At 51.6% G+C, this 26,940-nt stretch carries 21 protein-coding genes; 11 read left to right on the top strand and 10 right to left on the bottom strand.

Annotation, left to right across the window (positions count from 1 at the left end; translation table 11 throughout):
* The first annotated feature begins 10 nt into the window (after positions 1 to 10).
* The 6 genes from rraB to uhpT all read left to right on the top strand — a co-directional run bounded on the left by rraB (position 11) and on the right by uhpT (position 6,286).
* A complete protein-coding gene (rraB, locus tag MES37_RS10710) occupies positions 11 to 436 on the top strand; it encodes a ribonuclease E inhibitor RraB (protein ID WP_064543216.1) in 426 nt (141 codons plus the stop codon).
* 57 nt (positions 437 to 493) lie between these two features.
* Positions 494 to 1,270, top strand: a complete 777-nt coding sequence (gene miaE, locus MES37_RS10705; RefSeq protein ID WP_064543218.1) for a tRNA isopentenyl-2-thiomethyl-A-37 hydroxylase MiaE — start codon at positions 494 to 496, stop codon at positions 1,268 to 1,270.
* A 55-nt stretch (positions 1,271 to 1,325) separates the two neighbouring features.
* Entirely contained in the window at positions 1,326 to 1,916 is a 591-nt protein-coding gene (gene uhpA / locus MES37_RS10700) for a transcriptional regulator UhpA (RefSeq protein ID WP_064543220.1), read from the top strand.
* The gene (gene uhpB / locus MES37_RS10695) at positions 1,916 to 3,418 is read left to right on the top strand and encodes a signal transduction histidine-protein kinase/phosphatase UhpB (RefSeq protein WP_064543223.1); all 1,503 of its coding nucleotides are present in this window, start codon (positions 1,916 to 1,918) and stop codon (positions 3,416 to 3,418) included. Before uhpA ends, uhpB begins: the two co-directional genes overlap by 1 nt.
* Before the next feature lie 9 nt (positions 3,419 to 3,427).
* Positions 3,428 to 4,756, top strand: a complete 1,329-nt coding sequence (locus tag MES37_RS10690) for an MFS transporter (protein WP_133522270.1) — start codon at positions 3,428 to 3,430, stop codon at positions 4,754 to 4,756.
* A 138-nt stretch (positions 4,757 to 4,894) separates the two neighbouring features.
* Positions 4,895 to 6,286: a hexose-6-phosphate:phosphate antiporter gene (gene uhpT, locus MES37_RS10685; protein WP_064543227.1), complete on the top strand. Its 1,392-nt coding sequence runs from the start codon at positions 4,895 to 4,897 to the stop codon at positions 6,284 to 6,286.
* A gap of 66 nt (positions 6,287 to 6,352) precedes the next feature.
* On the opposite strand, the gene MES37_RS10680 is transcribed toward uhpT, so the two are convergent.
* The 4 genes from MES37_RS10680 to pepA form a co-directional block, all read right to left on the bottom strand.
* Positions 6,353 to 6,856: a GNAT family N-acetyltransferase gene (locus MES37_RS10680; protein WP_064543229.1), complete on the bottom strand. Its 504-nt coding sequence runs from the start codon at positions 6,854 to 6,856 to the stop codon at positions 6,353 to 6,355.
* A 119-nt stretch (positions 6,857 to 6,975) separates the two neighbouring features.
* Complete coding sequence (locus MES37_RS10675; protein WP_237931337.1) at positions 6,976 to 9,831, bottom strand: valine--tRNA ligase; 2,856 nt, start codon at positions 9,829 to 9,831, stop codon at positions 6,976 to 6,978.
* 6 nt (positions 9,832 to 9,837) lie between these two features.
* Positions 9,838 to 10,296, bottom strand: a complete 459-nt coding sequence (locus MES37_RS10670; RefSeq protein ID WP_064543234.1) for a DNA polymerase III subunit chi — start codon at positions 10,294 to 10,296, stop codon at positions 9,838 to 9,840.
* A 114-nt stretch (positions 10,297 to 10,410) separates the two neighbouring features.
* A complete protein-coding gene (gene pepA, locus MES37_RS10665; RefSeq protein ID WP_064543236.1) occupies positions 10,411 to 11,922 on the bottom strand; it encodes a leucyl aminopeptidase in 1,512 nt (503 codons plus the stop codon).
* Between the two features lie 275 nt (positions 11,923 to 12,197).
* On the opposite strand from pepA, the gene lptF reads away from it, so the two are divergent.
* Both lptF and lptG read left to right on the top strand, forming a co-directional pair.
* Positions 12,198 to 13,301 (top strand): LPS export ABC transporter permease LptF, encoded by a 1,104-nt coding sequence (lptF, locus tag MES37_RS10660; RefSeq protein WP_237931329.1) that lies wholly within the window; start codon positions 12,198 to 12,200, stop codon positions 13,299 to 13,301.
* On the top strand, positions 13,302 to 14,381 hold the full coding sequence (lptG, locus tag MES37_RS10655) for an LPS export ABC transporter permease LptG (protein WP_064543240.1): 1,080 nt from the start codon (positions 13,302 to 13,304) through the stop codon (positions 14,379 to 14,381). It begins immediately after the preceding gene.
* A gap of 219 nt (positions 14,382 to 14,600) precedes the next feature.
* Here lptG and MES37_RS10650 read toward each other — a convergent pair whose 3' ends face one another.
* On the bottom strand, positions 14,601 to 16,103 hold the full coding sequence (locus tag MES37_RS10650) for a helicase HerA-like C-terminal domain-containing protein (RefSeq protein ID WP_064543242.1): 1,503 nt from the start codon (positions 16,101 to 16,103) through the stop codon (positions 14,601 to 14,603).
* Between the two features lie 134 nt (positions 16,104 to 16,237).
* Between MES37_RS10650 and MES37_RS10645 the strand changes: the two genes are divergently transcribed.
* Complete coding sequence (locus tag MES37_RS10645) at positions 16,238 to 17,875, top strand: glycerone kinase (RefSeq protein WP_121814837.1); 1,638 nt, start codon at positions 16,238 to 16,240, stop codon at positions 17,873 to 17,875.
* Positions 17,876 to 17,940: 65 nt separating this feature from the next.
* On the opposite strand, the gene MES37_RS10640 is transcribed toward MES37_RS10645, so the two are convergent.
* Complete coding sequence (locus MES37_RS10640; RefSeq protein WP_237931326.1) at positions 17,941 to 18,441, bottom strand: M48 metallopeptidase family protein; 501 nt, start codon at positions 18,439 to 18,441, stop codon at positions 17,941 to 17,943.
* 106 nt (positions 18,442 to 18,547) lie between these two features.
* Between MES37_RS10640 and rlmG the strand changes: the two genes are divergently transcribed.
* Positions 18,548 to 19,684 (top strand): 23S rRNA (guanine(1835)-N(2))-methyltransferase RlmG, encoded by a 1,137-nt coding sequence (rlmG, locus tag MES37_RS10635; protein ID WP_237931324.1) that lies wholly within the window; start codon positions 18,548 to 18,550, stop codon positions 19,682 to 19,684.
* Between the two features lie 84 nt (positions 19,685 to 19,768).
* On the opposite strand, the gene MES37_RS10630 is transcribed toward rlmG, so the two are convergent.
* From MES37_RS10630 to MES37_RS10615, 4 genes are all read right to left on the bottom strand, one after another.
* Positions 19,769 to 21,787 (bottom strand): NADPH-dependent 2,4-dienoyl-CoA reductase, encoded by a 2,019-nt coding sequence (locus MES37_RS10630; protein ID WP_237931322.1) that lies wholly within the window; start codon positions 21,785 to 21,787, stop codon positions 19,769 to 19,771.
* A gap of 192 nt (positions 21,788 to 21,979) precedes the next feature.
* Complete coding sequence (locus tag MES37_RS10625) at positions 21,980 to 23,047, bottom strand: ABC transporter ATP-binding protein (protein ID WP_237931320.1); 1,068 nt, start codon at positions 23,045 to 23,047, stop codon at positions 21,980 to 21,982.
* A gap of 18 nt (positions 23,048 to 23,065) precedes the next feature.
* Positions 23,066 to 24,433, bottom strand: coding sequence for a phosphomannomutase CpsG (locus MES37_RS10620; protein ID WP_237931319.1), 1,368 nt, complete (start codon positions 24,431 to 24,433; stop codon positions 23,066 to 23,068).
* 25 nt (positions 24,434 to 24,458) lie between these two features.
* Entirely contained in the window at positions 24,459 to 25,493 is a 1,035-nt protein-coding gene (locus MES37_RS10615) for a LacI family DNA-binding transcriptional regulator (protein ID WP_237931305.1), read from the bottom strand.
* 160 nt (positions 25,494 to 25,653) lie between these two features.
* Here MES37_RS10615 and MES37_RS10610 point away from each other — a divergent pair, with 160 nt between their 5' ends.
* On the top strand, positions 25,654 to 26,940 hold the full coding sequence (locus tag MES37_RS10610) for an ABC transporter substrate-binding protein (protein ID WP_237931303.1): 1,287 nt from the start codon (positions 25,654 to 25,656) through the stop codon (positions 26,938 to 26,940).

Genomic DNA, 26,940 nt, shown 5'->3' with positions numbered 1-26,940 from the left:
GGAAAGGGCCATGGCAAATCCAGAACTGCTGGAAGAGCAACGCGAAGAGACGCGTTTGATTATTGAAGAATTACTGGAAGACGGCAGCGATCCTGACGCGCTGTACACAATCGAGCATCACCTTTCCGCAGACGATTTCGAAACTCTTGAAAAAGCCGCTGTTGAGGCATTCAAAATGGGTTACGAAGTGACTGACCCTGAAGAGCTGGAAGTGGAAGAGGGTGACACCGTTATCTGCTGCGATGTGCTGAGCGAATGTGCGCTGAAAGCTGAACTGCTGGATGAGCAAGTTGAACAACTGCTGAACCTCGCCGAGAAATTCGGTGTGGATTATGACGGTTGGGGCACTTACTTCGAAGACCCGAACGGCGAAGAGGGTGAAGAAGGCGATGACGAAGATTTATTAGACGAAGATGACGACGGCGTACGCCACTAATCTCTTCAGTGCAGCGGCGTAATGCCGCTGCACATCAAGGAAAGACAATAATCCAATATGAACTACCCGCAACTCCTCTCCCCGGTACTCAATTTCCTGCATTGCCCAACGCCTGACGCCTGGATTGAAAAAGCCCGGCAGCCTGAGTATTTACCTCTGTTGCTCACCGACCATCTGGTATGCGAACTCAAAGCGGCGCAAACCGCCATGTTCCTGATTCGTAAATATGTCGCCGATAAGAGTAGCGCGCAGGTTTTACTTGATTGGCTAAAACCTTACGAAGATTTCACTTTCCGTGAAGGCAAAGAACCTGATTTTGTCGCGCTGCATAAAAGCCTGAGTAAAAGCGTGATGCCAAAAACGCAAAACGCCTGGGGTCAGCAACTCATCGACAGCATGGTTTTGTTGATTAAAGAAGAGCTGCACCACTTCTTTCAGGTGCGAGAGATCATGCTCGCTCGCAATATTCCCTACGTTAAAATCACGGCCAGCCGTTATGCCAAAGGCTTACTGAGCGAAACACGTACCCATGAGCCAGTGATGCTGGTGGATAAATTGATTTGTGGGGCGTATATAGAGGCGCGATCTTGTGAACGCTTTGCTGCACTGGCGCCCCATCTGGATGATGAGCTACAGAAATTCTATTTGTCGCTGCTGCGTTCAGAAGCCCGGCATTATCAGGATTATTTAGCGTTAGCTGAAAAGATTGCTGGTGGGGATATTCGTGAACGAGTGCGTTTCTTTGGTGATATAGAAGCAGCTTTAATTAGCAGCCCGGATAACGAATTTCGGTTTCATAGTGGTGTGCCTGGCGGTCAATCGCTTAAGGCTTGAACAGCAACACGCTTATCGCTAAGGTAAGCGCGTTTTTACCTTCCTGGAAAGTATCATGATAACCATCGCCCTTATTGACGACCACCTCATCGTCCGCTCCGGCTTTGCGCAGCTATTGGGGCTGGAGCCGGACTTTCAGATTGTGGTTGAGTTCGGCTCCGGGCGCGAAGCGCTGGCTGGGCTGCCGGGCCGCGGTGTGCAGGTGTGTATTTGTGACATCTCGATGCCGGATATTTCCGGGCTGGAACTGCTCGGCCAACTGCCAAAAGGAATGGCGACCATTATGCTGTCGGTGCACGACAGTCCGGCTTTGGTGGAGCAGGCTTTAAACGCAGGCGCACGTGGCTTTCTGTCTAAACGCTGTAGCCCGGATGAGCTGATTGCCGCCGTCCGTACGGTGGCGACAGGTGGCTGCTATCTGACGCCGGACATCGCCATCAAACTGGCGGCCGGACGGCAGGATCCGTTAACCAAACGCGAGCGTCAGGTAGCCGAAAAGCTAGCCCAGGGCATGGCGGTCAAAGAGATCGCCACTGAGCTTGGACTATCGCCAAAGACGGTTCACGTCCATCGTGCCAATCTGATGGAAAAACTCGGCGTCAGTAACGACGTTGGGTTGGCTCACCACCTGTTTGATGGATGGTGATGCAACCCTTTTTCTCCCGGTTTATTTCCGTCGTCGCCAGCTTTTTTATCTTCACGGCCAGCTGGTTTTGCCTGTGGAGTATCAGCCTGCATTTGGTGGAACGGCCCGATCTGGCAGTATTGCTATTTCCCTTTGGGCTGCGTTTGGGCCTGATGCTGCAGTGCCCACGTGGTTACTGGCCCGTGTTGCTCGGCGCGGAATGGGTGATGCTTGGCTGGCTGGCGCAGGAAGTGGCTCTGACGCATGTTCCGTTGCTAATGATTGGCGGTGTGCTAACCGTCCTGCCAGTCGCGCTGATTTCCCGCTACCGCCATCAGCGTGACTGGCGCACTTTACTCCGTCAGGGCGGGGCGCTGATTGCCGCCGCACTGTTGCAGTCACTGCCGTGGATCGGGCAAGGACAGGAGACGCTGAACGCGTTGCTGATCACACTGACCGGCGGGCTAACTCTGGCCCCAACCTGCCTTGTCATCTGGCACTACCTCACCAGTACCGTCTGGCAGCCGCTGGGACCTGGATTGGTTTCACAACCAGTAAACTGGCGTGCCCGCCACCTTATCTGGTACCTGTTACTGTTTGTGCTCAGCTTGTGGTTACAGCTCGGGCTACCTGACGAACTTGCTCGCTTTACGCCGTTCTGCCTGGCGTTGCCGATTATCGCCCTTGCCTGGCACTACGGCTGGCAGGGCGCGCTGATCGCGACGTTGATGAATGCCATCGCGTTAATCGCCAGCCAGACCTGGCACGATCATCCTGTGGATTTACTCCTCTCGCTGCTGGCTCAAAGCCTGACCGGACTTCTGCTGGGGGCGGGGATCCAGCGCCTGCGTGAGCTTAATCAGTCCCTGCAAACCGAACTGGTGCGTAACCGTCGCCTTGCTGAACGCTTGCTGGAAACCGAAGAGAGTGTGCGGCGCGACGTGGCTCGTGAGCTACATGACGACATCGGCCAGACCATTACCGCAATTCGTACCCAGGCGGGTATTGTGCAGCGACTGGCGCAGGGCAATGACGGGGTCAAGATGGGGGGATTGCACATCGAACAGTTATCCCTTGGGATTTATGATTCGGTACGCCGTCTGCTGGGAAGACTGCGTCCACGCCAGTTGGATGATTTATCTCTGGAGCAGGCGATTCGCTCGTTGATGCGTGAAATGGAGCTGGAAAGTCGGGGCATCATCAGCCATCTCGACTGGCAAATTGACGAACCGCTGCTGAGCGAAAGCCAACGAGTGACACTGTTCCGCGTTTGCCAGGAAGGGTTAAACAACATTGTGAAGCACGCTAGCGCTAGCGCGGTAACGATTCAAGGCTGGCAGCAAGATGAGCGGCTGATGCTGGTGATTGAAGATGACGGCAGCGGCCTGCCTACCGAATCCGGGCAGCAAGGCTTCGGCCTGACGGGCATGTGCGAACGTGTGACAGCGCTCGGTGGAACTCTCAATATTTCCTGCACTTACGGCACTCGCGTAAGCGTAAATTTGCCATTGCGATACACCTAAGGACTGACGATGCTCACTTTTCTGAAAGTCCCCCCGGCGGCTACGCCTGTCAGCGGTAAAGCCGAAATTGACGAGCGCTATCGCTACTGGCGTCGGCACATTCTGGTCACTATTTGGTTGGGTTATGCACTGTTTTACTTCACCCGTAAAAGCTTTAACGCCGCGGCACCGGAAATCCTCGCCAGCGGCGTGATGACGCGTACCGATATCGGCCTGCTGGCGACGTTGTTTTACATAACTTACGGGCTGTCGAAATTTGTATCCGGCATCGTCAGTGACCGATCCAACGCTCGTTATTTCATGGGAACAGGGTTAATCGCAACAGGTATTGTTAACATCCTTTTTGGTTTCTCTACCTCCCTTTGGGCATTTGCCTTGCTGTGGGTATTGAATGCTTTTTTCCAGGGCTGGGGCTCGCCGGTGTGCGCGCGATTGCTAACGGCATGGTACTCACGCACTGAACGCGGTGGCTGGTGGGCGGTATGGAATACTGCGCATAATGTCGGTGGGGCTCTAATCCCGATGGTGGTTGGGGCTGCAACACTGCATTACGGTTGGCGGGTGGGGATGATGATCGCCGGTTCGCTGGCTATTCTTGCTGGGCTATTTCTCTGTTGGCGTCTGCGAGATCGCCCGCAAACCGTTGGCTTGCCGCCGATAGGTGACTGGCGGCATGACGAACTGGAAATCGCCCAACAGCAGGAAGGAACAGGGCTGACGCGTCGGGAAATCCTCTACAAATACGTTCTGGGGAATCCCTATATCTGGCTGCTGTCACTGTGTTATGTGCTGGTCTACGTGGTACGGGCGGCGATTAACGACTGGGGAAACCTCTACATGTCAGAGACTCTGGGCGTGGACTTGGTTACCGCCAACTCCGCGGTAACGATGTTTGAGTTGGGTGGGTTTATCGGCGCACTGGTGGCAGGGTGGGGATCGGACAAACTTTTCAACGGCAACCGCGGGCCAATGAATCTGATATTTGCCGCCGGAATTTTGCTTTCAGTAGGCTCGTTGTGGCTGATGCCGTTTGCCAGCTACGTCATGCAGGCGGCCTGCTTCTTCACCACTGGTTTCTTTGTGTTTGGCCCGCAGATGCTTATCGGCATGGCGGCGGCGGAGTGCTCCCACAAAGAGGCCGCGGGGGCCGCTACCGGCTTCGTGGGCTTGTTCGCCTATCTCGGGGCATCACTCTCTGGATGGCCGCTGGCGAGGGTTATCGACATTTGGCACTGGAACGGTTTCTTCGCCGTAATCGCCATCGCCGCAGGGATCTCTGCACTGCTGTTGCTGCCATTTCTTAACGCCCAGTCCCCACGCACCTGCAGCGAAGCGTGATGCATCTCACCTTTTTACCTCGAATGGCGCAAAACTAAGAAATTTTCCAGGTTTCCCCTGGAAGCCATCTCAGGCCAAAGCTGCTGCTGATTTTTACAATACCTGCTATCACGCAGGTTTTTAAATCAGGAGTAATCCATGCTGGCCTTATTAAACCAGGTGCGCAAGCCGACCCTGGATCTGCCGCTCGATGTACGGCGCAAGATGTGGTTCAAACCGTTCATGCAGTCTTATCTGGTAGTTTTTATTGGCTACCTGACCATGTACCTGATCCGTAAGAACTTCAATATTGCGCAGAATGACATGATCTCGACCTACGGGCTGAGCATGACGCAACTGGGGATGATCGGCCTGGGCTTTTCCATCACCTACGGCGTGGGCAAAACCCTGGTTTCCTACTATGCAGATGGTAAAAACACTAAGCAGTTCCTGCCGTTTATGCTGATCCTCTCCGCAATCTGTATGTTAGGTTTTAGCGCCAGTATGGGAGCGGGTTCTGTCAGCCTGTTTATGATGATTGCCTTCTACGCCCTGAGCGGCTTCTTCCAGAGCGCGGGTGGTTCGTGCAGCTATTCCACCATTACCAAATGGACGCCTCGCCGTAAGCGTGGAACCTATCTGGGGCTGTGGAATATCTCCCATAATCTGGGTGGCGCTGGTGCGGCGGGTGTGGCGCTGTTTGGCGCGAACGTTCTGTTCGACGGTCACGTGATTGGCATGTTTATCTTCCCGTCCATCATCGCGTTGGTTGTTGGCTTCATTGGCCTGCGATATGGCAGCGACTCCCCTGAATCTTACGGCTTGGGTAAAGCTGAAGAGCTGTTCAGCGAAGAACTGAGCGAAGAAGATAAAGTGACCGAAGATGAGTCGATGACCAAATGGCAGATCTTCGTTGAATACGTGTTAAAGAACAAAGTTATCTGGTTGCTATGCTTTTCCAACATCTTCCTCTACGTGGTGCGCATTGGCATCGATCAGTGGTCTACGGTTTACGCCTTCCAGGAGCTGAAGCTCTCTAAAGAAGTAGCGATTCAGGGCTTTACTCTGTTTGAAGTGGGGGCGTTGGTCGGCACATTGCTGTGGGGCTGGCTGTCGGATCTGGCGAATGGTCGCCGTGCGCTGGTCGCCTGTGTCGCACTGGCATTAATTATCGCTACCCTCGGCGTTTATCAGCACGCCAGCAACCAGTATGTCTACCTGACATCACTGTTCGCGCTGGGCTTTCTGGTGTTTGGCCCGCAGTTGCTGATTGGTGTAGCGGCGGTCGGTTTCGTTCCGAAAAAAGCCATCGGCGCGGCCGACGGAATTAAAGGAACCTTTGCTTATCTTATCGGTGACAGTTTCGCTAAATTGGGGCTGGGGATGATTGCCGATGGTACGCCAATCTTTGGCCTGACCGGCTGGGCAGGGACTTTCGCTGCACTGGATGCTGCTGCTATTGGCTGCATTGTACTGATGGCGATGGTCGCGATAATGGAAGAACGCAAAATCCGCCGCGATAAACGCATTCAGCGTTTAGCTACCCAGTAATAGTTGACAGTAATAGTTGAAGGGTTTGCTGGATCTAATGGATTCAGTAAACCCGTTTTCGAAGGGTTACAGAGACTTAATCATCCGCACTTCGCAATCCACGTGTCCGGTACAGCCAAGTGGTTCAGAAATATGTTCAAAGCCCAGGCGCTCATACAGTGCAATCGCTTCGGTCAGAAACGCAGTGGTTTCCAGATAGCAGCGTTTAAAACCCTCTTCGCGGGCGAAATCCATCGCCTGTAACGCCAGACGTTTTGCCAGACCTTTGCCACGAACCACCGGCAGGAAATACATCTTCTGCAATTCACAAATATCCGGCTCGCTACACGTTAAAGGTGCGACACCTCCGCCACCGACCACTTTGCCATCCATTTCTACAATCCAGAAAGCATGCCCAGGTTGGCTATAAACCTGAAATAGCTCGTCCAGATTGGGATCGGCCACCGTGTAGCCTTTATCGGCAGTTAAACCATATTCAGCAGAGACTTCACGGATAACACGGGCAATAGCCGCATTATCGTGGGGGGTTATCCGGCGCAGAGCGATTTCAACCGGAGCTTCGATATTCATAAATTAGCTCGTGATTTATTAAAGAATATTCCGATTTAATAGCACTCCCCTCAGGAGGGTGCAAGCGTATAAAAAAGGCCGAGAAATTTCCCCGGCCTTTTAACTTTCAACCAACCTAATTACAGCGCGGCAATCGTCGCTTTCTGTTCAGTCAGTTTCACTTTAGCTTCGCCACAAGCAGCCAGACGTTCGCGTTCTTTCGCGACAACAGCTTCAGGCGCGCGTGCCACAAAACCTTCGTTAGACAGCTTGTTTTCGATGGCTGTAATTTCAACATCCAGCTTCGCCATCTCTTTGTCCAGACGCGCAAGTTCAGCCGCTTTGTCGACCAGGCCGGCCATAGGGATCAGCAGCTCTGCACCTTCGATGATTTTGGTCACGGAAACCGGGCCTTTATCATCAGCAGGCAGCAGGGTAATGCTTTCCAGACGCGCCAGGTTTTGCAGGAAGGTACGGTTCGCATTAACGCGACGTTCCGCTTCTGCACTGACGTTGCGCAGCAATACTGGCAGTGGTTTACCCGGAGAGATGTTCATCTCAGCACGAACGTTACGCACTGCGGTGATTGCCAGCTTCAGCCACTCGGTATCGGCAAACGCAGCTTCATCGTCCTGTGCGCTGTTATACGCCGGGAACGGTTGCAGCATGATGGTATCGTCGGTGATGCCTTTGAAGGTTTTCACGCGCTGCCAGATGGTTTCAGTGATGAATGGAATGATTGGATGCGCAAGACGCAGCAAACCTTCCAGCACGTTAATCAGCGTATTACGCGTGCCGCGCAATTCCGCTTCAGAGCCACTGTTCATGACCGGTTTGGTCAGCTCCAGATACCAGTCACAGAACTGGTTCCAGGTGAATTCGTACAGAATGTTGGCAGCGATATCAAAGCGATAGCTGTCCAGCGCTTCACGGTACGCTTTCACCGTGCGGTTGAATTCCGCCAGAATCCAGCGGTCTGCCAGAGACAGCACCATTTCGCCGCCGTTAAAGCCGCAATCCTGGTCTTCGGTATTCATCATCACGAAACGGCTGGCGTTCCACAGCTTGTTACAGAAGTTACGATAACCTTCCAGGCGCTTCATGTCCCAGTTGATATCGCGGCCGGTAGAAGCCAGAGCTGCCAGCGTAAAGCGCAGTGCATCGGTGCCGTGTGGCTCAATACCGTTCGGGAATTGCTTCTCGGTGCGCTTACGGATTTTCTCAGCCAGCTGCGGCTGCATCATGTTACCGGTACGCTTCTCGAGCAGATCTTCCAGGGAAATACCGTCAACCATATCCAGGGGATCGATAACGTTACCCTTGGACTTGGACATTTTCTGCCCTTCGTCATCACGGATAAGACCGGTCATATAGACAGTTTTGAACGGAACCTGTGGCTTGCCGTCTTCATCTTTGATGAAGTGCATGGTCAGCATGATCATGCGCGCAATCCAGAAGAAGATGATGTCGAAGCCGCTGACCATCACGCTGGTCGGGTGGAAGGTGCGCAGCGCTTCGGTGTTCTCAGGCCAGCCCAGCGTGGAGAACGTCCACAGACCGGAAGAGAACCAGGTGTCCAGCACGTCTTCATCTTGATTCAGTGCAACGTCGTCGCCCAAATTGTTTTCAGCACGCACTTCCGCTTCGTTGCGGCCAACGTACACGTTGCCTTCGGCATCGTACCAGGCCGGGATGCGGTGACCCCACCACAGTTGACGAGAAATACACCAGTCCTGAATATCACGCATCCAGGAGAAGTACATGTTTTCGTATTGCTTCGGCACGAACTGAATGTCGCCTTGCTCAACCGCTTCAACCGCGACTTTCGCCAGCGGTGCAGTGCGCACGTACCATTGGTCAGTCAGCATCGGTTCGATAACCACGCCGCCACGGTCGCCGTAAGGGACGGTCAGATCGTGAGGTTTGATCTCTTCGAGCAGGCCCATTTCGTCGAATGCCGCAACAACGGCTTTACGCGCGGCGAAACGCTCAAGTTTCTGGAACTGAGCCGGTATTTCGTTGCTATACACATCGGCTTCTTCGCCGTTGGTATCAAACACTTCTGCCGTTTCGCGGATATCACCGTCGAAGGTCAGAATGTTGATCATTGGCAGGGCGTGACGACGGCCAACTTCGTAGTCGTTAAAGTCGTGTGCAGGCGTGATTTTCACGCAGCCGGTGCCTTTTTCCATGTCGGCGTGTTCGTCGCCAACGATTGGAATAAGACGGTTAACCAGCGGCAGCACCACAAATTTACCAATCAAATCTTTATAACGCGGATCTTCCGGGTTCACGGCCACGCCAGTATCACCGAGTACGGTTTCTGGACGGGTGGTCGCAACAACCAGGTAATCTTTGCCATCAGCGGTTTTCGCGCCGTCAGCCAGCGGATAACGCAGGTGCCACATGGAACCTTTGGACTCGCGGTTTTCCACTTCCAGATCGGAAATTGCCGTGCGCAGTTTCGGGTCCCAGTTTACCAGGCGCTTGCCGCGATAAATCAGGTCTTCTTTGTACAGGCGAACGAACACTTCTTTCACCGCGTTGGACAGGCCTTCATCCATGGTGAAGCGTTCGCGCTCCCAGTCAACTGAGTTGCCGAGACGACGCATCTGACGGGTGATGGTGCCACCAGACTCTGCCTTCCACTGCCAAATTTTCTCGATAAAGGCGTCGCGGCCATAGTCGTGACGTGTTTTCCCTTCTTCGGCGGCAATTTTGCGCTCAACGACCATCTGGGTCGCGATGCCGGCGTGGTCAGTCCCCGCCTGCCACAGAGTATTTTTACCCTGCATGCGCTGGTAACGAATCATGGTATCCATGATCGTTTGCTGGAAGGCGTGACCCATATGCAAGCTGCCGGTAACGTTCGGCGGCGGGATCATGATGCAGAAGCTTTCCTGGCTGGTATCGCCATTTGGCTTAAAGTAGCCCTGCTGTTCCCAGTGCTCGTAAAGCGGCTGTTCGATATCTTGCGGGTTATATGTCTTTTCCATTGTCTGCTATGTCGTTCCCGGCGGGGTATGAGTCGCCGTAGTCAAGTGGAAACCAGCAACGCGATATGCTTTATAGCGATCGCGGGCCAGTTGTTTTTGAGTGTCTTCGTAAGGTACGAAGTCTATCACTTCATGGAAAGCGGTGGCAAAATCTGCGAACTGTGGCAACAGGCTAATCAGCACATCGCGGGCTGAACTCCCACGCCGCTGCGGCCAGGCCAATTCCACTGGTGCACCGTAACGCGGGCCTTCACCGGCAAGATTATGCGGTACAAACGCGTGCGCGTCGCGCTGCCAAAGAGCTTCATCCAGACGGATCGCTTGTTGTTCATCAACACAAGCAATCAGCAGGCGTTTTCCTGCGCGAAAGCTTTCTGCCGCCAGTTCACACACCAACGCTTCAACGGCACTCAACTCACCGGAAGGCGTGTCGTTGTCGAGCAGGTAGAACGTCGCGTTTTTCATTAAGCCAGCTTTTTCTATTGAATATGGACGCCCTCACCCTAACCCTCTCCCCCAGGAGAGGGAACATTCTTTTCACCCTCTCCTGGGGGAGAGGGTCGGGGTGAGGGGAAACAATCACTCTTCGCCGTTAAACCCTGAACGGTTCAACAGGAATTGCGACAACAGTGCCACCGGACGACCGGTTGCCCCTTTCGCTTTACCTGAACGCCAGGCGGTACCTGCGATATCGAGGTGTGCCCAGTTGTACTTACGGGTAAAGCGCGACAGGAAGCAGGCTGCAGTGATAGCGCCGCCTGGACGGCCACCGATATTTGCCATATCAGCAAAATTGGTTTCCAACTGTTCCTGATACTCATCGGCAATCGGCAGACGCCACGCGCGGTCACCCGCTTGCTCAGAGGCGCTAATCAGCTCATGTGCCAGTGGGTTGTGATTCGACATCAAACCGGTGATGTGATGGCCCAGGGCAATCACACATGCGCCGGTAAGCGTTGCCACATCGATAACCACTTCAGGCTCGAAGCGCTCAACATAAGTCAGCACATCACACAGCACCAGACGGCCTTCCGCATCGGTATTCAGTACTTCAACGGTCTGGCCAGACATCGTTGTCAGCACGTCGCCTGGGCGATACGCACGCCCGCCAGGCATGTTTTCACAGCCCGCCAGCACGCCGATAACGTTAATTGGCAGATTCAGTTCAGCCACCATACGCATCACGCCGTACACGGAAGCTGCGCCGCACATGTCGTATTTCATCTCATCCATGCCTTCGGCAGGTTTGATAGAAATACCACCGGAGTCGAACGTCAGGCCTTTACCGACCAGCACGATAGGGCGCACATCCGGTGAATTATTGCCTTTGTATTCGATTACGGACATCAGAGATTCGTTCTGGGAACCATCACCTACTGCGAGGTAAGAGTGCATGCCCAGCTCTTTCATCTGCTGCTCACCGATGACACGAGTGACCACATTTTTGCTGTAAGAATCAGCCAGTTGACGTGCCTGGGAAGCCAGGTATGCCGCGTTACAGATGTTTGGTGGCATATTGCCAAGATCTTTTGCTGCTTTAATACCGGCAGCAATCGCCAGACCATGCTGAATGGCGCGCTCGCCGCTGGTCAGTTCGCGACGGGTTGGCACGTTAAAGACCATTTTACGCAACGGGCGACGTGGCTCGCTTTTGTTGGTCTTGAGCTGATCGAAGCTATACAAGGACTCTTTTGCCGTTTCCACCGCCTGGCGTACTTTCCAGTAAGTGTTGCGGCCTTTAACGTGGAGTTCGGTCAGGAAGCAAACGGCTTCCATCGAACCCGTATCGTTTAGTGTATTGATCGTTTTTTGGATAACTTGCTTATACTGACGCTCGTCCAGTTCACGTTCTTTGCCACAGCCAATCAGCAGAATGCGCTCTGAGAGCACGTTCGGAACATGGTGAAGCAATAAAGTTTGGCCGGCTTTTCCCTCGAGCTCACCACGGCGCAAAAGCGCGCTGATGTAGCCATCGCTGATTTTATCGAGTTGTTCGGCGACCGGGGACAGGCGACGCGGTTCAAAGACTCCCACAACGATGCAGGCACTACGCTGTTTCTCGGGGCTACCGCTTTTTACACTGAACTCCATGCACTACGCTCCTGAATCTTAAAGACAACGACGGTGGCTACAGCTAGAATTACAAGCTTTCGTAACTCATGTCCGCGGTTGCGATGACTTCGTGTTAATCTTACGAGTATGTTTGTACTGTTTTGGCGACGTCAATTAAATCACCCTGTGCCAGAAACATGCTGAGCTTCTTAATCTTAGCGATGTTTTCGACGACTCAAGAGAATAAATGACGTATAAGCGATGAAACAAGCAATTTTCCTGCAAAAAGACTCGTTTTCACAGGCGTATTTAATGTGATTATCATAAGATATCTGGTTCGGGAGACGTTCAAAAGCCAACTTGCGATCCTCTTCATCCTGCTGCTGATCTTCTTTTGTCAGAAGCTAGTCAGGATTCTTGGGGCAGCGGTTGACGGCGATATTCCGACAAATCTCGTTTTCTCTCTCTTAGGGCTGGGCGTGCCTGAAATGGCGCAACTTATCCTGCCTCTTAGCCTTTTCCTTGGGTTACTCATGACCTTTGGCCGCCTGTATACCGAAAGCGAAATTACGGTAATGCATGCTTGTGGCTTGAGTAAAGCGGTGCTGATCAAAGCTGCAATGATCCTCGCACTCTTTACCGGTGCTGTTGCTACCATCAACGTGATGTGGCTCGGCCCGTGGTCTTCACGCCACCAGGATGCAGTGCTGGCGGAAGCCAAAGCTAACCCAGGCATGGCTGCACTGGCTCAAGGGCAATTCCAGCAAGCGACCGATGGCAACTCAGTGCTGTTCATTGAGAGTGTTAACGGTTCAAGCTTCAACGATGTTTTCCTGGCGCAATTGCGTCCGAAAGGTAATGCGCGTCCATCCGTCGTTGTTGCGGATTCCGGCCATTTGTCACAGCGGCAAGATGGTTCCCAGGTGGTGACGCTCAATACGGGCACTCGTTTTGAAGGCACCGCACTGCTGCGTGATTTCCGTATTACAGACTTCCAGGATTACCAGGCGATTGTTGGGCACCAGTCGGTCGCGCTTGATCCCGATGACTCCAGTCAAATGTACACGCGAGCCTTGTGGGCAAGCGATGCGCCTAACACGCGAGCTGAATTACATTGGCGTCTTACGCTGATAGTGACCGTCTTTATCATGGCATTGATGGTTGTTCCGTTAAGCGTAGTGAACCCGCGACAAGGTCGTGTGCTTTCAATGCTGCCAGCCATGTTGTTGTATTTGGTCTTCTTCCTGCTGCAAACTTCTCTGAAATCGAATGCGGCGAAAGGGAAAATCGACCCAATGCTATGGATGTGGTTGGTTAACCTGGTCTATTTTGCCATCGCAGTGGTGCTCAATGTGTGGGATACGGTGCCGATGCGCCAGCTACGTGCACGCTTTAGCAAAACACGAGGAGCGGCATAAATGTTTGGTGTTCTCGACCGTTATATCGGTAAAACCATCTTCACCACCATCATGATGACATTGTTCATGCTGGTGTCGCTGTCGGGCATTATTAAGTTTGTTGACCAGTTGAAAAAGGCCGGTCAGGGCAGCTATTCGGCGATGGGGGCGGGGATATATACCGTCCTTAGCATTCCAAAAGACATCCAGATTTTCTTCCCGATGGCCGCACTTCTCGGTGCGTTGTTAGGGTTAGGGATGCTGGCACAGCGCAGTGAGCTGGTGGTTATGCAGGCCTCCGGTTTTACCCGCATGCAGATTGCCTTGGCCGTAATGAAAACGGCTATTCCGCTGGTGTTGCTGACTATGGCCATTGGTGAATGGGTGGCACCGCAAGGCGAACAAATGGCGCGTAACTACCGTGCGCAACAGATGTACGGCGGTTCTTTGCTGACGACCCAGCAAGGTTTGTGGGCAAAAGATGGCCACAACTTTGTCTATATCGAACGTGTGAAAGGTAACAACGACCTCGCCGGTGTGAGCATTTACAGTTTCAGTAAAGAAAAACGCCTCGAATCAGTTCGATATGCCGCATCAGCACAATACGATGTGGAGCATAAAGTATGGCGACTGTCTCAGGTTGATGAATCTAACCTCACCGACACGAAACAAATTACTGGCTCACAGACGGTTAGTGGCGAGTGGAAAACTAACTTAACCCCAGACAAACTGGGTGTTGTGGCACTCGACCCGGATGCGCTATCGATTAGCGGTCTGCACAACTACGTTAAGTACCTTAAGGCCAGTGGACAAGATGCCGGGCGTTATCAGCTCAATATGTGGAGCAAAATCTTCGCGCCACTCTCTGTTGCGGTAATGATGTTAATGGCACTGTCGTTCATCTTTGGCCCACTGCGTAGCGTGCCGATGGGGGTGAGAGTTGTCACCGGTATCAGCTTTGGTTTTGTGTTCTACGTGCTCGACCAAATATTTGGCCCTCTCAGCCTTGTGTACAGCATCCCGCCGATTTTGGGTGCTTTGCTACCAAGTGCAACGTTCTTCTTAATCAGCCTGTGGTTAATGATGAAGCGCTCCGGCTAATACCCATCATACTTCAAGCTGCAACTGTGTTGGCTGCACTCACAAACCCCAGTCACTTACTTATGTAAGCTCCTGGGGCTTATGCGGCCCATCCTTGGGCCTTACCCCTTTGGGGACGCTGCAAGCAGCGTTCAAATTTGTTCCAGACAAATTTGTTGTTCTTTTGCCGCCTTGCTGCAACTCGAATTATTTTGGGTATAGATAGTTAACGTGTAGATATTACCGTTTACGCCCACCCATAATACTACCTAAGACTCCACGAATAATTTGGTTAGTCACCTGGCGTGCTGCACTCTTGGCCATGGTTTGCACCACACCGTCTTTTTTGCCACCACGCGGCCCTGTGGTTCCAAACAAAATATCCTTCAGTCCGCCAAGGATGCCGTCATCTACCGCAACAGATTCGCCTTTTGCAGGCGGTGCATTTTGTTGCTCACCTGCGGCTTGCACACCCTGTTGTAATCGTTCATAGGCGGATTCACGATCGACCGTTTCATCGTATTTGCCGTATAGCGGTGAATGATTCAGTAACCCGTTACGTTCATCTTCAGTGACTGGCCCCATGCGTGAGCAAGGTGCAATTACCATGGCGCGCTCGACTACCGTTGGGCTGCCTTTTTCGTCCAGCAAAGAAATCAATGCTTCCCCAGTCCCAAGCTCCTGAATCGCTTTCTCAGTATCGAATTTAGGGTTGGCTCGCATGGTTTGTGCCGCCGTTTTTACTGCTTTCTGGTCCTTCGGTGTAAAGGCGCGTAGCGCATGCTGGACCCGATTACCTAACTGCCCCAGTACGGTATCTGGAATATCCGACGGGTTTTGGGAAACAAAATACACCCCAACGCCTTTGGAACGAATCAAACGAATAACCTGCTCGATTTTATCCAGTAGCACTTGCGGCGCGTCGTTAAATAGCAGATGCGCTTCATCAAAAAAGAACACTAGTTTTGGTTTTTCCAGGTCACCAGCTTCTGGTAGTTGTTCATAAATTTCTGAAAGCATCCACAGCAAACTGGCGGCATACAGTTTCGGCATCTGGTACAGCTTTTCGGCAGATAAAATATTGATAATGCCTTTACCGTTGGCATCGGTACGCATCCAGTCTTTAATATCCAGCATCGGTTCGCCAAAGAAATACTCAGCACCTTGTTGTTCGAGCTGTAAAAGCCCACGTTGAATGGCACCGACAGAAGCACTGCTGATATTGCCGTACTGGTTCTGGAACGATTTTGCGTTATCGCCGATGTACTGCGTCGCGGCGCGCAAATCTTTAAAATCGAGCAGCAACAAGCCTTGATCATCAGCAATGCGGAAGATGATTTGTAGCACACCAGACTGTACTTCATTGAGATTAAGCAGGCGGGCGAGTAACAGCGGGCCAAGATCTGAAACAGTCGCCCGTACCGGATGGCCTTTTTCGCCAAAGATGTCCCACAGCACCACCGGGTTTTTGTGCGGTGACCAGTCAGTCACACCAATTTTTGCCAGCCGTGCGAGCAGCTTTTCAGACTCAACGCCTTCTTGTGCAATACCGGTGAGGTCACCTTTCACATCCGCCATAAATACCGGTACGCCAATCTCTGAAAACGACTCAGCCAGCTTTTGTAACGTCACCGTTTTACCGGTGCCGGTCGCCCCGGTTATCAGCCCGTGACGGTTTGCCATGCCGGGCAGTAAATGCAGTTCTTGTTCAGTGGTTCTGGCAATCAGCAGTGGTGCAATCATGATGATTTCCTGTGGCGATATTTCCATAAGCATAGCAAGCGCATACGGAACGTCACCCGCCAAAATCCTGGTTTGCGCAGATCCTCGCAGCAAAGGCTATGCTTTGCATATGTATTACTTATTATTGGGAAGCCATGTCCAGATTCTTCTTTAACGACCGTCAGAAAATGGTCGACGATGCCATCGAAGGTGTGATCATCAGCTCTCGTTTTCGTAATTTGACCCGTTTAGATACCGATCCCGCTATACGTGTGGTGGTACGCAAAGACTGGAATAAGAGCAAAGTGGCGATTATTTCAGGTGGCGGTTCGGGGCATGAACCGGCTCACGCAGGCTTTGTTGGCAAAGGGATGCTAACCGCTGCGGTATGTGGGGACTTGTTTGCCTCGCCAAGCGTGGATGCGGTTTTAAACGCGATTGTTGCGGTCACGGGCGATCGCGGTTGTTTGCTTATCGTCAAAAACTACACTGGCGATCGTCTTAATTTCGGGCTTGCGGCGGAGAAGGCCAAAAAACACGGTCTCAAAGTGGAGATGGTGATCGTTGGCGATGATATTTCGTTGCCCGATAACAAACAGCCACGCGGCATTGCCGGAACGGTACTGGTGCATAAAATTGCGGGCTTTGCCGCAGAACAAGGCAAGTCTTTGAGCGATGTTCGAGACATCGCGCAAAGTGCCTGCGATAGCATTGCCAGCATGGGTGTCGCCATGCAAACCTGCAACCTTCCGGACCAAAATGAAGAAGAAGGGCGCATCAAAGGCGGGCATCTCGAGCTAGGTCTGGGGATTCATGGTGAACCTGGCGCCAGTACACTGGATAGCCAAAACAGCCAGAAGACGATTGCTACTCTGGTGAATCATTTGCGTAAAAAGACCGGCAACGACGCAAGACTGGCAGTGCTGGTTAACAATCTTGGCGGCGTATCGTCTTTGGAAATGGCCATGCTTACCAAAGAGCTGGTGCATTCAGAATTAAAAGACCAGATCGATTATTTGATTGGCCCGGCACCACTGGTCACTGCATTGGATATGAAAGGATTTTCACTGTCCGCTATAGTGCTAAATGATCGTTTTATCAAAGCATTGCATGCAGATGTGGAAACGGCAGGCTGGTGCCCGGTGGTAAAACTCCACGCGATGCCAAAGCGGAAACACAGTGTGATACGTATCGAATCATCGGCGAAGCCGTCAGAAAATGCGGACGTTAAAACGTTGGTGGCGAATATTACGAATACGCTTATCGCACAGGAAAAAGCGTTGAATGCGCTGGATGCCAAAGTCGGAGATGGTGATACTGGCTCCACGTTTGCACAGGGTGCACGCGACATTGCACAGCTTAACGATGACGGCAAACTGCCATTAAATGACCCAGCGGCGCTGCTGGAATTAATCGGCGAACGCCTGGCAACGGTGATGGGTGGCTCAAGTGGCGTACTGATGTCGATCTTCTTCACTGCGAGCGGGCAGCAAGTCGCTAAAAAGCAGCCACTTGTCGATGCCTTGCTATTTGGCCTTGAACAAATGAAACGCTACGGTGGGGCAGAACTGGGTGATCGCACGCTAATTGACGCGTTACAGCCAGCACTGGAAGCATTAAAAAATCAGGATTTGTCTGCTGCAATAGAAGCCGCGGAAGCTGGTGCAGCAGCCACGGCGAAAATGCAGAAAGCTAATGCCGGGCGTTCGTCGTATGTAAACAGCGAGAATCTGAAAGGGGTAAAGGATCCAGGTGCAGTAGCGATTGCCGCAGTATTTGCCGGGATAAAGTAAGTTAGAGCATTGAACGTGATTTTGTAGGGTGGATAAGCGCCAGCGTCACCCACCATTTTTTCCGATCACGCCTGCCCGCTCAATGCCATCTGCGTTAACCAAAGCCGCGTATCAAACTCCAGTTGGTGATATTGCGGCTCCATATGGCAGCACAGCGAGTAAAACGCCTTGTTATGATCTTTCTCTTTTAAATGCGCCAGCTCGTGCACCACGATCATGCGCAAAAAGGCTTCTGGCGCATTTTTAAATACTGTCGCCACGCGAATTTCAGCTTTGGCTTTTAGCTTGTTCCCTTGCACGCGCGACACGGCAGTATGCAAACCCAGCGCATTATTCAGCACATGAATTTTGCTGTCATACGCCACTTTATTAATCGGCGGCGCATTGCGCAGATACTGGTTCTTCAAATCTTGCGTCCAGGCATACAACGCTTTGTCGGTGGTGATGCTATGCGTTTCCGGGTAGCGTTTTTGCAGCACTTCGCCCAGACGTTGTTCCGCAATCAGGGTACGAACCTGCGAGAGCAAATGTTCCGGATATCCCTGCAGATAAGTTAAATTGCTCATGAGTTCTCTCTTGCTTGACGTCTTTCAAAAGGCAGTTCGGAAAAAAAAGGGTATACTCACGCCCCCATTCGGGGAATAGCCGAAATTTTACCATCCAGGAGGGCCGATGAGCCAATTAGACAACGGTTTCCGTTCACTGACACTAAAACGTTTTCCAGAAACGGACGACGTTAACCCACTACAGGCGTGGGAAGCTGCCGATGATTATCTTTTGCAGCAACTGGACGAAATCGAAATCAGTGGCCCGGTCCTGATTTTTAATGACAATTTCGGGGCGCTGTCTTGCGTGCTGGCTGAACACAAGCCGTATAGCATCAGCGACTCGTATCTTAGCGAACTGGCTATCCGTGAGAACCTGCGCGAGAACGGCATCGAAGAGTCCAGCGTCACGTTCCTTGATAGCACCGCGAAATATCCGCAAGCTCCGGCCGTAGTTCTGATTAAGATCCCTAAAACCTTAGCTTTGCTCGAGCAGCAATTGCGTGCCCTGCACGAAGTCGTGACGCCTGAAACTCGCATTATTGCGGGTGCTAAAACGCGTGATATTCACAACTCAACCATCGAGTTGTTTGAGAAAATCATCGGGCCAACCACCACGACACTGGCGTGGAAAAAAGCGCGTTTGATCAACGCCACGTTCAGCGCACCGGTTCTGAAAGACACCGCAGAAACTCTGAGCTGGAAGCTGGAAGGCACGCCGTGGACGATTCACAACCACGCAAACGTCTTTTCCCGCACCGGTCTGGATATCGGTGCACGCTTCTTTATCGAGAATCTGCCGACCAATCTGGAAGGCGAAATTGTCGATTTAGGCTGTGGTAACGGTGTGATTGGCCTGCATTTGCTTGAGCAAAACCCGGAAGCGAAAGTGGTATTTGTTGATGAATCGCCGATGGCCGTGGCGTCAAGCCACAAGAACGTCGAATTCAACATGCCGGAAAACCTGGAACGCTGCGAGTTTATGATTAACAACGCATTGTCAGGGGTCGAGCCGTACCGCTATAACACGATTCTGTGTAACCCGCCGTTCCATCAGCAGCACTCTTTAACCGATCAGGTGGCGTGGGAAATGTTCCACCATGCGCGTCGTTGCCTGCAAAATGGCGGCGAGCTGTACATCGTTGCTAACCGCCATCTGGATTACTACCACAAACTGAAGAAGATCTTCGGTAACTGCGACACCGTTGCTACCAACAAAAAATTCGTGGTGCTTAAAGCCGTGAAGCTGGGCCGTCTTCGCTAAGCGTTTGGTCACTTCTGCTAAAAGTGGTGGATGACGCTTATCGCTTATCCACCCTACAAAACCTGGCCTGCGGGTCGGATGGCGCTAAATTTCCAGCGCTAAACGGGTGCCCTGCGCGATTGCGCGTCGGGCATCCAGTTCCATTGCCACATCCGCACCACCAATCAAATGCAGCGTTTTCCCCAGTTCGCGCAACGGTTGCGCCAGTTCACGACGCGAATCTTGCCCGGCACAAATAATCACGTTATCCACTGCTAATGTCTGCGGCTCTCCGCCTACCGTAATGTGCAAACCTTCGTCGTCTACGCGCTCATAAGTCACGCCCGCCAGCATTTTTACGCCACGTGCCAGCAGCGTTGTGCGGTGGATCCAGCCTGTCGTTTTGCCCAACCCTTCGCCCGGTTTACTGGTTTTGCGTTGCAACATGACAATCTTGCGCGGGCTTTTATGCAGTTGAGCGCCTTCAGGGCGTAACCCTCCCGCATGTTGCAGGCTGGTGTCGATGCCCCATTCCACGCAAAACTCAGCAATATTCTGGCTGGTGGATTCTCCTTCCTGGCTCAGATACATCGCGGTATCAAAGCCAATACCTCCGGCACCAATAATCGCCACACGGTCACCAACCGGGGCTTTCTCACGCAGTACATCGATATAATTCAGAACCTTAGGGTGCATAATCCCGTCGATCAGCGGCAGACTCGGCTCGATACCGCAGGCGAGGATAATCTCGTCGAACTCTTTAAGCAGCGGGGCGGTGACGTATTCATTCAGGCGAACTTCAACGCCCGTAATCCCTAACATGCGGCGGTAGTAGCGCAGCGTTTCGTAAAACTCCTCTTTGCCCGGAATTTGCTTGGCAATATTAAATTGCCCGCCAATTTCCGAAGCGGCATCAAATAGCGTCACTTTGTGGCCGCGCGCTGCGGCGTTGATAGCAAAAGCTAATCCCGCTGGGCCAGCGCCAACCACTGCCAGATTTTTACCAACCGAGGCCGGAACAACGGGCATTTTGGTTTCGTGGCAGGCGCGAGGGTTAACCAGGCAGGAGGTGACTTTGCCGAGGAAAATCTGATCCAGACATGCCTGGTTGCAGCCAATACAGGTATTGATCTCGTCTTCGCGACCCTGTTCCGCTTTGGAAACAAACTCGGCATCTGCAAGGAATGGCCGCGCCATCGACACCATATCGGCATCGCCATCAGCAAGGATCTTCTCGGCAGTTTGTGGATCGTTAATTCGGTTAGTGGTGACGAGTGGGATCGAAACAAACCCTTTCAGTTTGCGCGTCACCCAGCTAAATGCCCCACGTGGAACGGGTGTGGCAATGGTGGGAATGCGCGCTTCATGCCAGCCGATTCCCGTATTAATCAGTGTGGCACCGGCTTTTTCGATAGCTCTGGCAAGCTCTACGGCTTCGTCAAACGTGCCTCCGCCATCGACCAAATCCAGCATCGACAGGCGATAAATAATAATGAAATTCGCGCCGACTTTTTCGCGTACCGCACGCACCACTTCGATGGCAAAACGCATACGCCGCGAGTAATCGCCGCCCCATTCGTCATCGCGCTGGTTGGTTCTGGCCGCCAGAAACTGGTTAATCAGATAGCCTTCGGAACCCATGATTTCGACGCCATCGTATCCAGCCTGTTGCGCCAGGCCCGCGCATTGGGCGAACTCTTCAATGAGCGTCAGGATTTCATCATGGCTCAGCGCGTGCGGTTTAAAGCGGTTAATCGGTGCCTGAATGGCAGATGGAGCGACCGGGTTGGGTTGGTAGCTATAACGCCCGGTATGCAGGATTTGCAGCGCAATCTTGCCGCCTTCACGGTGTACGGCTTCGGTCACAACCTGATGATGGGCAAGCTGGCTTGCGTCATTGAGCACCGCGCCGCTTTCCACGCCAACGCCCGAAGGTGAAGGGGCAACGCCGCCTGTGACTATCAACGCTACACCATGGCGTGCGCGCTCGGCATAAAAGGCCGCTAAACGTTCGGCACCGTTCGGGTGCTCCTCAAGCCCGGTGTGCATCGAACCCATCAGCACTCGGTTTTTAAGCTGGGTGAAACCCAGGTCCAGCGGGGCAAACAGCGACGGATAGCTCATATTCTCTTCCTGAAGGGTCATTATTATTATGTGGTCGGATGAGTTAGTAATCTAGCTTGATGTAGCGCAAATGGGGAGAAGTTGTCGAATGATTGTGACATAACTCAAAGAACGGGTCGGGCAAGCAAATGCTTCCCGACAAAACCTGTAGGTCGGGCAAGCGAAGCGCCCCCGACACAACAGCAGCCGTATTTAATGCGCCAGGCGTTTTCCGAGAGCGTCAAACAGGTGAAGATGTTTTTCATCGACACCCAGTTGCAGCGGCGTGCCGCTGGCAAAATTTAGCTGCTGGAAGGATTTGAGACACACTGACTGGTTGGCGAAGTCGAGATAAACCAGAGTTGAATCCCCCTGAAGCTCAGTAAATCGGGCGTTAGTGTTGAACTGGTAATCCGCGCTTTCATTGAGGCGCAGGTGTTCCGGGCGAATCCCAATAAACACTTTTTCCCCTTCATTTAAGGCATGAGGCGGGGTAGTGAGCGGCAGCACAATGTCGTCAGCAATGACCAACGATTGGTTATGAAACACCGCAGGCAAAATATTGATTTTTGGGGTACCAATAAACTCGGCGACGAATAAATTTTCTGGCGTGTTATACAACTCAAGTGGCGTGCCGACCTGTTCAATTTTGCCTTTGTAGAGCACCACAATTCTGTCTGCCAGCGTCATCGCTTCGACCTGATCGTGGGTCACGTAAATCATTGTGTTGTTCAAATTGCTGTGCAGGCGGCTGATTTCCTGACGCATTTCAACGCGTAATGCCGCATCCAGGTTAGAAAGTGGTTCGTCAAAAAGAAATATTTTTGGTTGCTGGACGATAGAACGCCCAATCGCCACGCGTTGACGTTGGCCGCCTGAAAGGTTTTGTGGCAGGCGGTCGAGTAGTTCATCAAGCTGCAACATTTTTGCCGCTTGCTCGAGACGACGCGCAATTTCATCCGCGGGTGTTTTGACATTTTTCAGTCCAAAACTGAGGTTTTCGCGCACTGTCATATGCGGGTAAAGCGCGTAGGACTGAAACACCATCGACAGTTCGCGCTGGCCCGCGGGTAAATCAGTCACGTTATTTTCACCGATAATAATCGAACCGCTGTTCAAAGTTTCTAACCCGGCAACAATGCGCAGTAACGTCGATTTACCGCAGCCAGAAGGCCCAACCAGCACAATAAATTCGCCTGAATGAATATCGAGTGACAGGTTTTCGATAATGGTGTTTTTTTCATAGCGCTTATTAATATTTTTTAGCGTAACCGTGGTCATTATTTTCTCCGCAAATACTCACAGCGATTTAATCAGCAATAACAACATTGACGTTTTATCTTCCATCAACGTCTTATCATTGCGGCTTTCAACATTCAGACGCAGCAAAGGTTCGGTATTGGAACTGCGTAAATTAAAGCGCCATTCGGGGAACTGGATGCTTAATCCATCGCAATCAGATTTGCTCACACATTGTGCGGAGAATGTTTCTTCAATATGTTTCAACACGACGAGGGGGTCACAAACTGAGATATTGATTTCGCCTGAAACCGGGAAGCGAGCAATACGTTCTGTGATTAATTCAGCTAATGAACTTTGACCGTCATTAAGTAATTGCATCACCAGCAACGCGGGAATCATGCCGCTATCGCAGTAACCAAAAGAGCGGAAATAGTGGTGGCCGCTCATTTCGCCACCGTAAATCGCATTTTCCCGGCGCATCGCATCTTTAATAAATGCATGTCCCGTTTTTGACTCAATCGCAATACCACCGCACTGGTTAACTAATTGCTGGGTGTTCCACATCAGGCGCGGGTCATGAATAATTTTCTCCCCCGGGGTCTGCTTGAGAAACCTGGCTGCCAGCAGCCCAACCAGATAATAGCTTTCGATAAATTCGCCGCGGCTGTCGAAGAAAAAGCAGCGGTCAAAATCACCATCCCAGGCGATACCCAAATCGGCTTTATGCAGCACCACTGCGGCGCGTGTATCGAAGCGGTTTTCTTCCAGCATGGGGTTCGGCACCCCATTAGGAAAATGGCCGTCTGGTTCAGCGTATAACTTAATAAATTCAACGGCCGCCTTGTGTTTATGCAGGGCTTTTTCTATGGCCTCGAGCGCGGGTCCGGCAGCGCCGTTGCCCGCATTCACCACAATGCGCAGCGGGCGTGATAGCGGTGTAGTGACGTAACTCATCAGGTGTTCAACCCACGCGTGACGATGGTCGCAGCGCTGGTAGTTTCCCGGCTGCGCGGCAGGAGTGAAATGGTTTGCCTCGGCCAGCGCTTTGATTTGCAGCAGTCCGTTATCATTGCTCACCGGGCGCGCCTGCTCACGGACAATTTTCATGCCGTTATAATTGGCCGGATTATGGCTGGCGGTGATTTGTATTCCGCCGTCGGCGTTTAACAGCCGGGTGGCGAAATAAACTTCTTCGGTGCCGACCATGCCGATATCAATCACATCGACACCGCTATTAATTAACCCTTGTGCCAGCGTCTGTTTATATTCTTGTGAAGTCAGGCGACTGTCGCAGCCAATAACCATTTGTTTTGGCTTGAGCCAGGTTGCGACGGCATGTGCAATGCGTTGAACAATATCGCAATTAATGGTGACATCCACTTCACCGCGAATATCATAGGTTTTGAAACACTGTAATTCGTCCATAAATCAACCTGTTCCAGCAGGAGCGTCACGTTGACTCTCCCTCAATAAATTGGTAATCCAGTTCGTAATGGATTTTATTATTTTCTTCTAACAACAATTTTACAGCAGTTTTCCCTTTATCTTCGGCATGTTGAGAAATCGTCGTCAGGCGAACCCCCGAAGAATTCACCGGAATATTATCGAAGCCGGTAATAGCGACTTTTTGTGGAACCGCAATGTGATTTCCCACACAATAATTTACCGCTCCGGCAGCAAAGCGGTCAGATAAGCAGATAATCGCAGTAATCTCAGGATGTTCGCTTAATAGGGTTTTCGCAGCTTTTGCACCATGTTCTTCATCATGCAGTGTTTCATATAGCCAACAGTCACTGAGATTAATTTCATGTGCGGATAATGTTTCACGGCAGGCATTAACACGTGTCAGCATCAAAGTGTTATCCCCACTGACAATGTGTTCGAGCGAACGCAGACCTGATGCGGATTTAGCCGAAGGGAACGATATTATGCCAAATTTGCGATGGCCTTTTTTAAGCAAATATTCACAAATCTCACTCATCGCTTTTTGGTTATTAATCGAAACACTGCTGTAGCCGGGGAGTGAAAAATCTATGGTTACCACGGGAATGTTTTTTGCCAACGCCTGTTGAATGATTTCGTCGCTATTGTGCGTGGCGTTAAGAATATAACCATCCACCAGAGTATTCAGGCTTTTCACTTTTACATTCTGGCTATTTTTTAATGGAATCAGAACCAGGTTCACATCGTGATTTTCGCACTGAGTGGCAATGCCTTTCATCAAATTCAAATCGTGATTATCAATAAACACGTAACTCATCGAATCGTTAAAAATCACCCCAATGGTGTCTGACTTGCCGGTACGCAAGGCGCGACCCAGTCTGTCCGGGCCCTGAAAACCGCAGGAAGCGGCATACTCAAGAATTTGTTTGCGCAGTTCATCGGACAGTTTGTCCGGGTTATTCCATGCATTAGAAACGGTGGTATGTGAGATGCCCAGCGCTTTAGCGATTGATTTAGTAGTGACTTTTGTTTTGCTATTCATTTTATCAATGCTTCATCATTTTGATATTTGGATGTCTTTACTTTGCCATAAGTTTAACGTTAAACAAAAGTGATTGTGTGATCGGTTTAACGTTAAACATAATTTCCTGGTGTTAGCGTAAAAATAGATTGGGTGCTTATGGTTTCTAAGGAGAATTCTAGTGAAAGTCTCGACACTGGCTAAATGGACTGCGTCTATTCTGTTGGCAACCGTTATTTCCGGTTGTGACAAGGGTGATGAAAAGACGGCACAATCCGATGCGACACCGATAAAAATGTGGGTTGCGCCGAATGAAAATGAAGAAGCATTCTGGAATGCAATGGTCACAGAATGGAATAGTTCACCCCAGCATCGCAAAGTAGAATTTACGACTATTCCCGCAGCCAGTAGCTCGGAAGAAGCGATTATGAATGCGCTGGCTTCGGGAACTGAACCTGATATTACCAGCAATATATTTATTGGTTTCGCCAGCCAGCTAAATGAAATGGATCAGCTAATTGATTTAGCCAAATTGCCCAACTACCCGCAGCTCATTGAACATCGAACAATGGGGGAAATTGTTCCGGCCTGGGAGATTAAAGGCCAGACAAATGTCCTGCCAATTTATATCAATCCGATTGTTTATTGGTGGCGCATGGATTTATTAAAGCAATATGGCTACGACAAGGTTCCAACCACCTATCAGGATATTTACACCCTTTCCCAACGCCGTGCTGATGACAAATCAGGTTATGCCGTACAGCTTACCGCGGGTAAAAACTGGTGGGATCGCTGGTTTGATTTTATCCCGTTGTATTACGCGCAAACCAATGGCCAGGCTTATATCGCCGAGAATAAAGCTCAATACAATAATGCGCAGGGGGAAACCGTGCTGACGTTTATGGCGAAAATATTTGCCAATAAATGGAGCAGCTACGATTTCACGGCTGCAGACGACCCGCTCGCCACCGGGCAAGTGATGGCATCGGTGCGTGGCCCATGGGATATCGCCCGTTATCGCAAGCAATACCCAACCATTCTTGAAAGTATCCAGATAGGCCCGATGGTCACCGCTGATGGGCACCCTCAGCCTCACACCCTGGCAGACAGCAAAGGTTTAGTGATGTTTAAAAGCAGCAAACATCAAACCGAAGCCTGGGAGTTTATTCAATGGGTGTTCAGCGCGCCGGAACATGATCTGAAATGGCTTAAATTAACCGGGATGCCACCAGCGCGTGAAGACTTACTCACCAACAGTCTGTTTACCGGTTATCTTGATCAAAGCCCAGTCGAAAAGCAGATTGCGGCATTTGTTGCGAATGCGCAGCCGCCTGCGGCGACCACCAAAACCAGCGAAATTCAGCGCAGCATGACGCAAATGATTGAGCGCACTATTTTCTCCGGTGCCACGCCAATTGACGCGCTGAATCAGTCAGCCGCCGAAACTGACAAGCTGCTCGGGCAATAA

The organism is Buttiauxella sp. S19-1, from assembly GCF_022134725.1.
Taxonomy (GTDB): Bacteria; Pseudomonadota; Gammaproteobacteria; order Enterobacterales; family Enterobacteriaceae; genus Buttiauxella; species Buttiauxella ferragutiae.
The sequence above is the reverse complement of the archived record's forward strand: the minus strand, read 5'-3'. Positions and strand labels throughout refer to the sequence as shown.

Excerpts from the sequence above, each read along its gene's own strand:
- MES37_RS10670 (WP_064543234.1), bottom strand. The coding sequence starts at position 10,296 with ATGAAAAACGCGACGTTCTACCTGCTCGACAACGACACGCCTTCCGGT.
- rlmG (WP_237931324.1), top strand. The coding sequence starts at position 18,548 with ATGAGCCAATTAGACAACGGTTTCCGTTCACTGACACTAAAACGTTTT.
- MES37_RS10630 (WP_237931322.1), bottom strand. The coding sequence starts at position 21,787 with ATGAGCTATCCGTCGCTGTTTGCCCCGCTGGACCTGGGTTTCACCCAG.
- MES37_RS10675 (WP_237931337.1), bottom strand. The coding sequence starts at position 9,831 with ATGGAAAAGACATATAACCCGCAAGATATCGAACAGCCGCTTTACGAG.
- MES37_RS10640 (WP_237931326.1), bottom strand. The coding sequence starts at position 18,441 with ATGAGCAATTTAACTTATCTGCAGGGATATCCGGAACATTTGCTCTCG.
- MES37_RS10625 (WP_237931320.1), bottom strand. The coding sequence starts at position 23,047 with ATGACCACGGTTACGCTAAAAAATATTAATAAGCGCTATGAAAAAAAC.
- MES37_RS10645 (WP_121814837.1), top strand. The coding sequence starts at position 16,238 with ATGTCCAGATTCTTCTTTAACGACCGTCAGAAAATGGTCGACGATGCC.
- MES37_RS10615 (WP_237931305.1), bottom strand. The coding sequence starts at position 25,493 with ATGAATAGCAAAACAAAAGTCACTACTAAATCAATCGCTAAAGCGCTG.
- uhpA (WP_064543220.1), top strand. The coding sequence starts at position 1,326 with ATGATAACCATCGCCCTTATTGACGACCACCTCATCGTCCGCTCCGGC.
- uhpB (WP_064543223.1), top strand. The coding sequence starts at position 1,916 with ATGCAACCCTTTTTCTCCCGGTTTATTTCCGTCGTCGCCAGCTTTTTT.
- MES37_RS10650 (WP_064543242.1), bottom strand. The coding sequence starts at position 16,103 with ATGATTGCACCACTGCTGATTGCCAGAACCACTGAACAAGAACTGCAT.
- MES37_RS10680 (WP_064543229.1), bottom strand. The coding sequence starts at position 6,856 with ATGAATATCGAAGCTCCGGTTGAAATCGCTCTGCGCCGGATAACCCCC.
- MES37_RS10690 (WP_133522270.1), top strand. The coding sequence starts at position 3,428 with ATGCTCACTTTTCTGAAAGTCCCCCCGGCGGCTACGCCTGTCAGCGGT.
- rraB (WP_064543216.1), top strand. The coding sequence starts at position 11 with ATGGCAAATCCAGAACTGCTGGAAGAGCAACGCGAAGAGACGCGTTTG.
- MES37_RS10620 (WP_237931319.1), bottom strand. The coding sequence starts at position 24,433 with ATGGACGAATTACAGTGTTTCAAAACCTATGATATTCGCGGTGAAGTG.
- pepA (WP_064543236.1), bottom strand. The coding sequence starts at position 11,922 with ATGGAGTTCAGTGTAAAAAGCGGTAGCCCCGAGAAACAGCGTAGTGCC.
- miaE (WP_064543218.1), top strand. The coding sequence starts at position 494 with ATGAACTACCCGCAACTCCTCTCCCCGGTACTCAATTTCCTGCATTGC.
- lptG (WP_064543240.1), top strand. The coding sequence starts at position 13,302 with ATGTTTGGTGTTCTCGACCGTTATATCGGTAAAACCATCTTCACCACC.
- uhpT (WP_064543227.1), top strand. The coding sequence starts at position 4,895 with ATGCTGGCCTTATTAAACCAGGTGCGCAAGCCGACCCTGGATCTGCCG.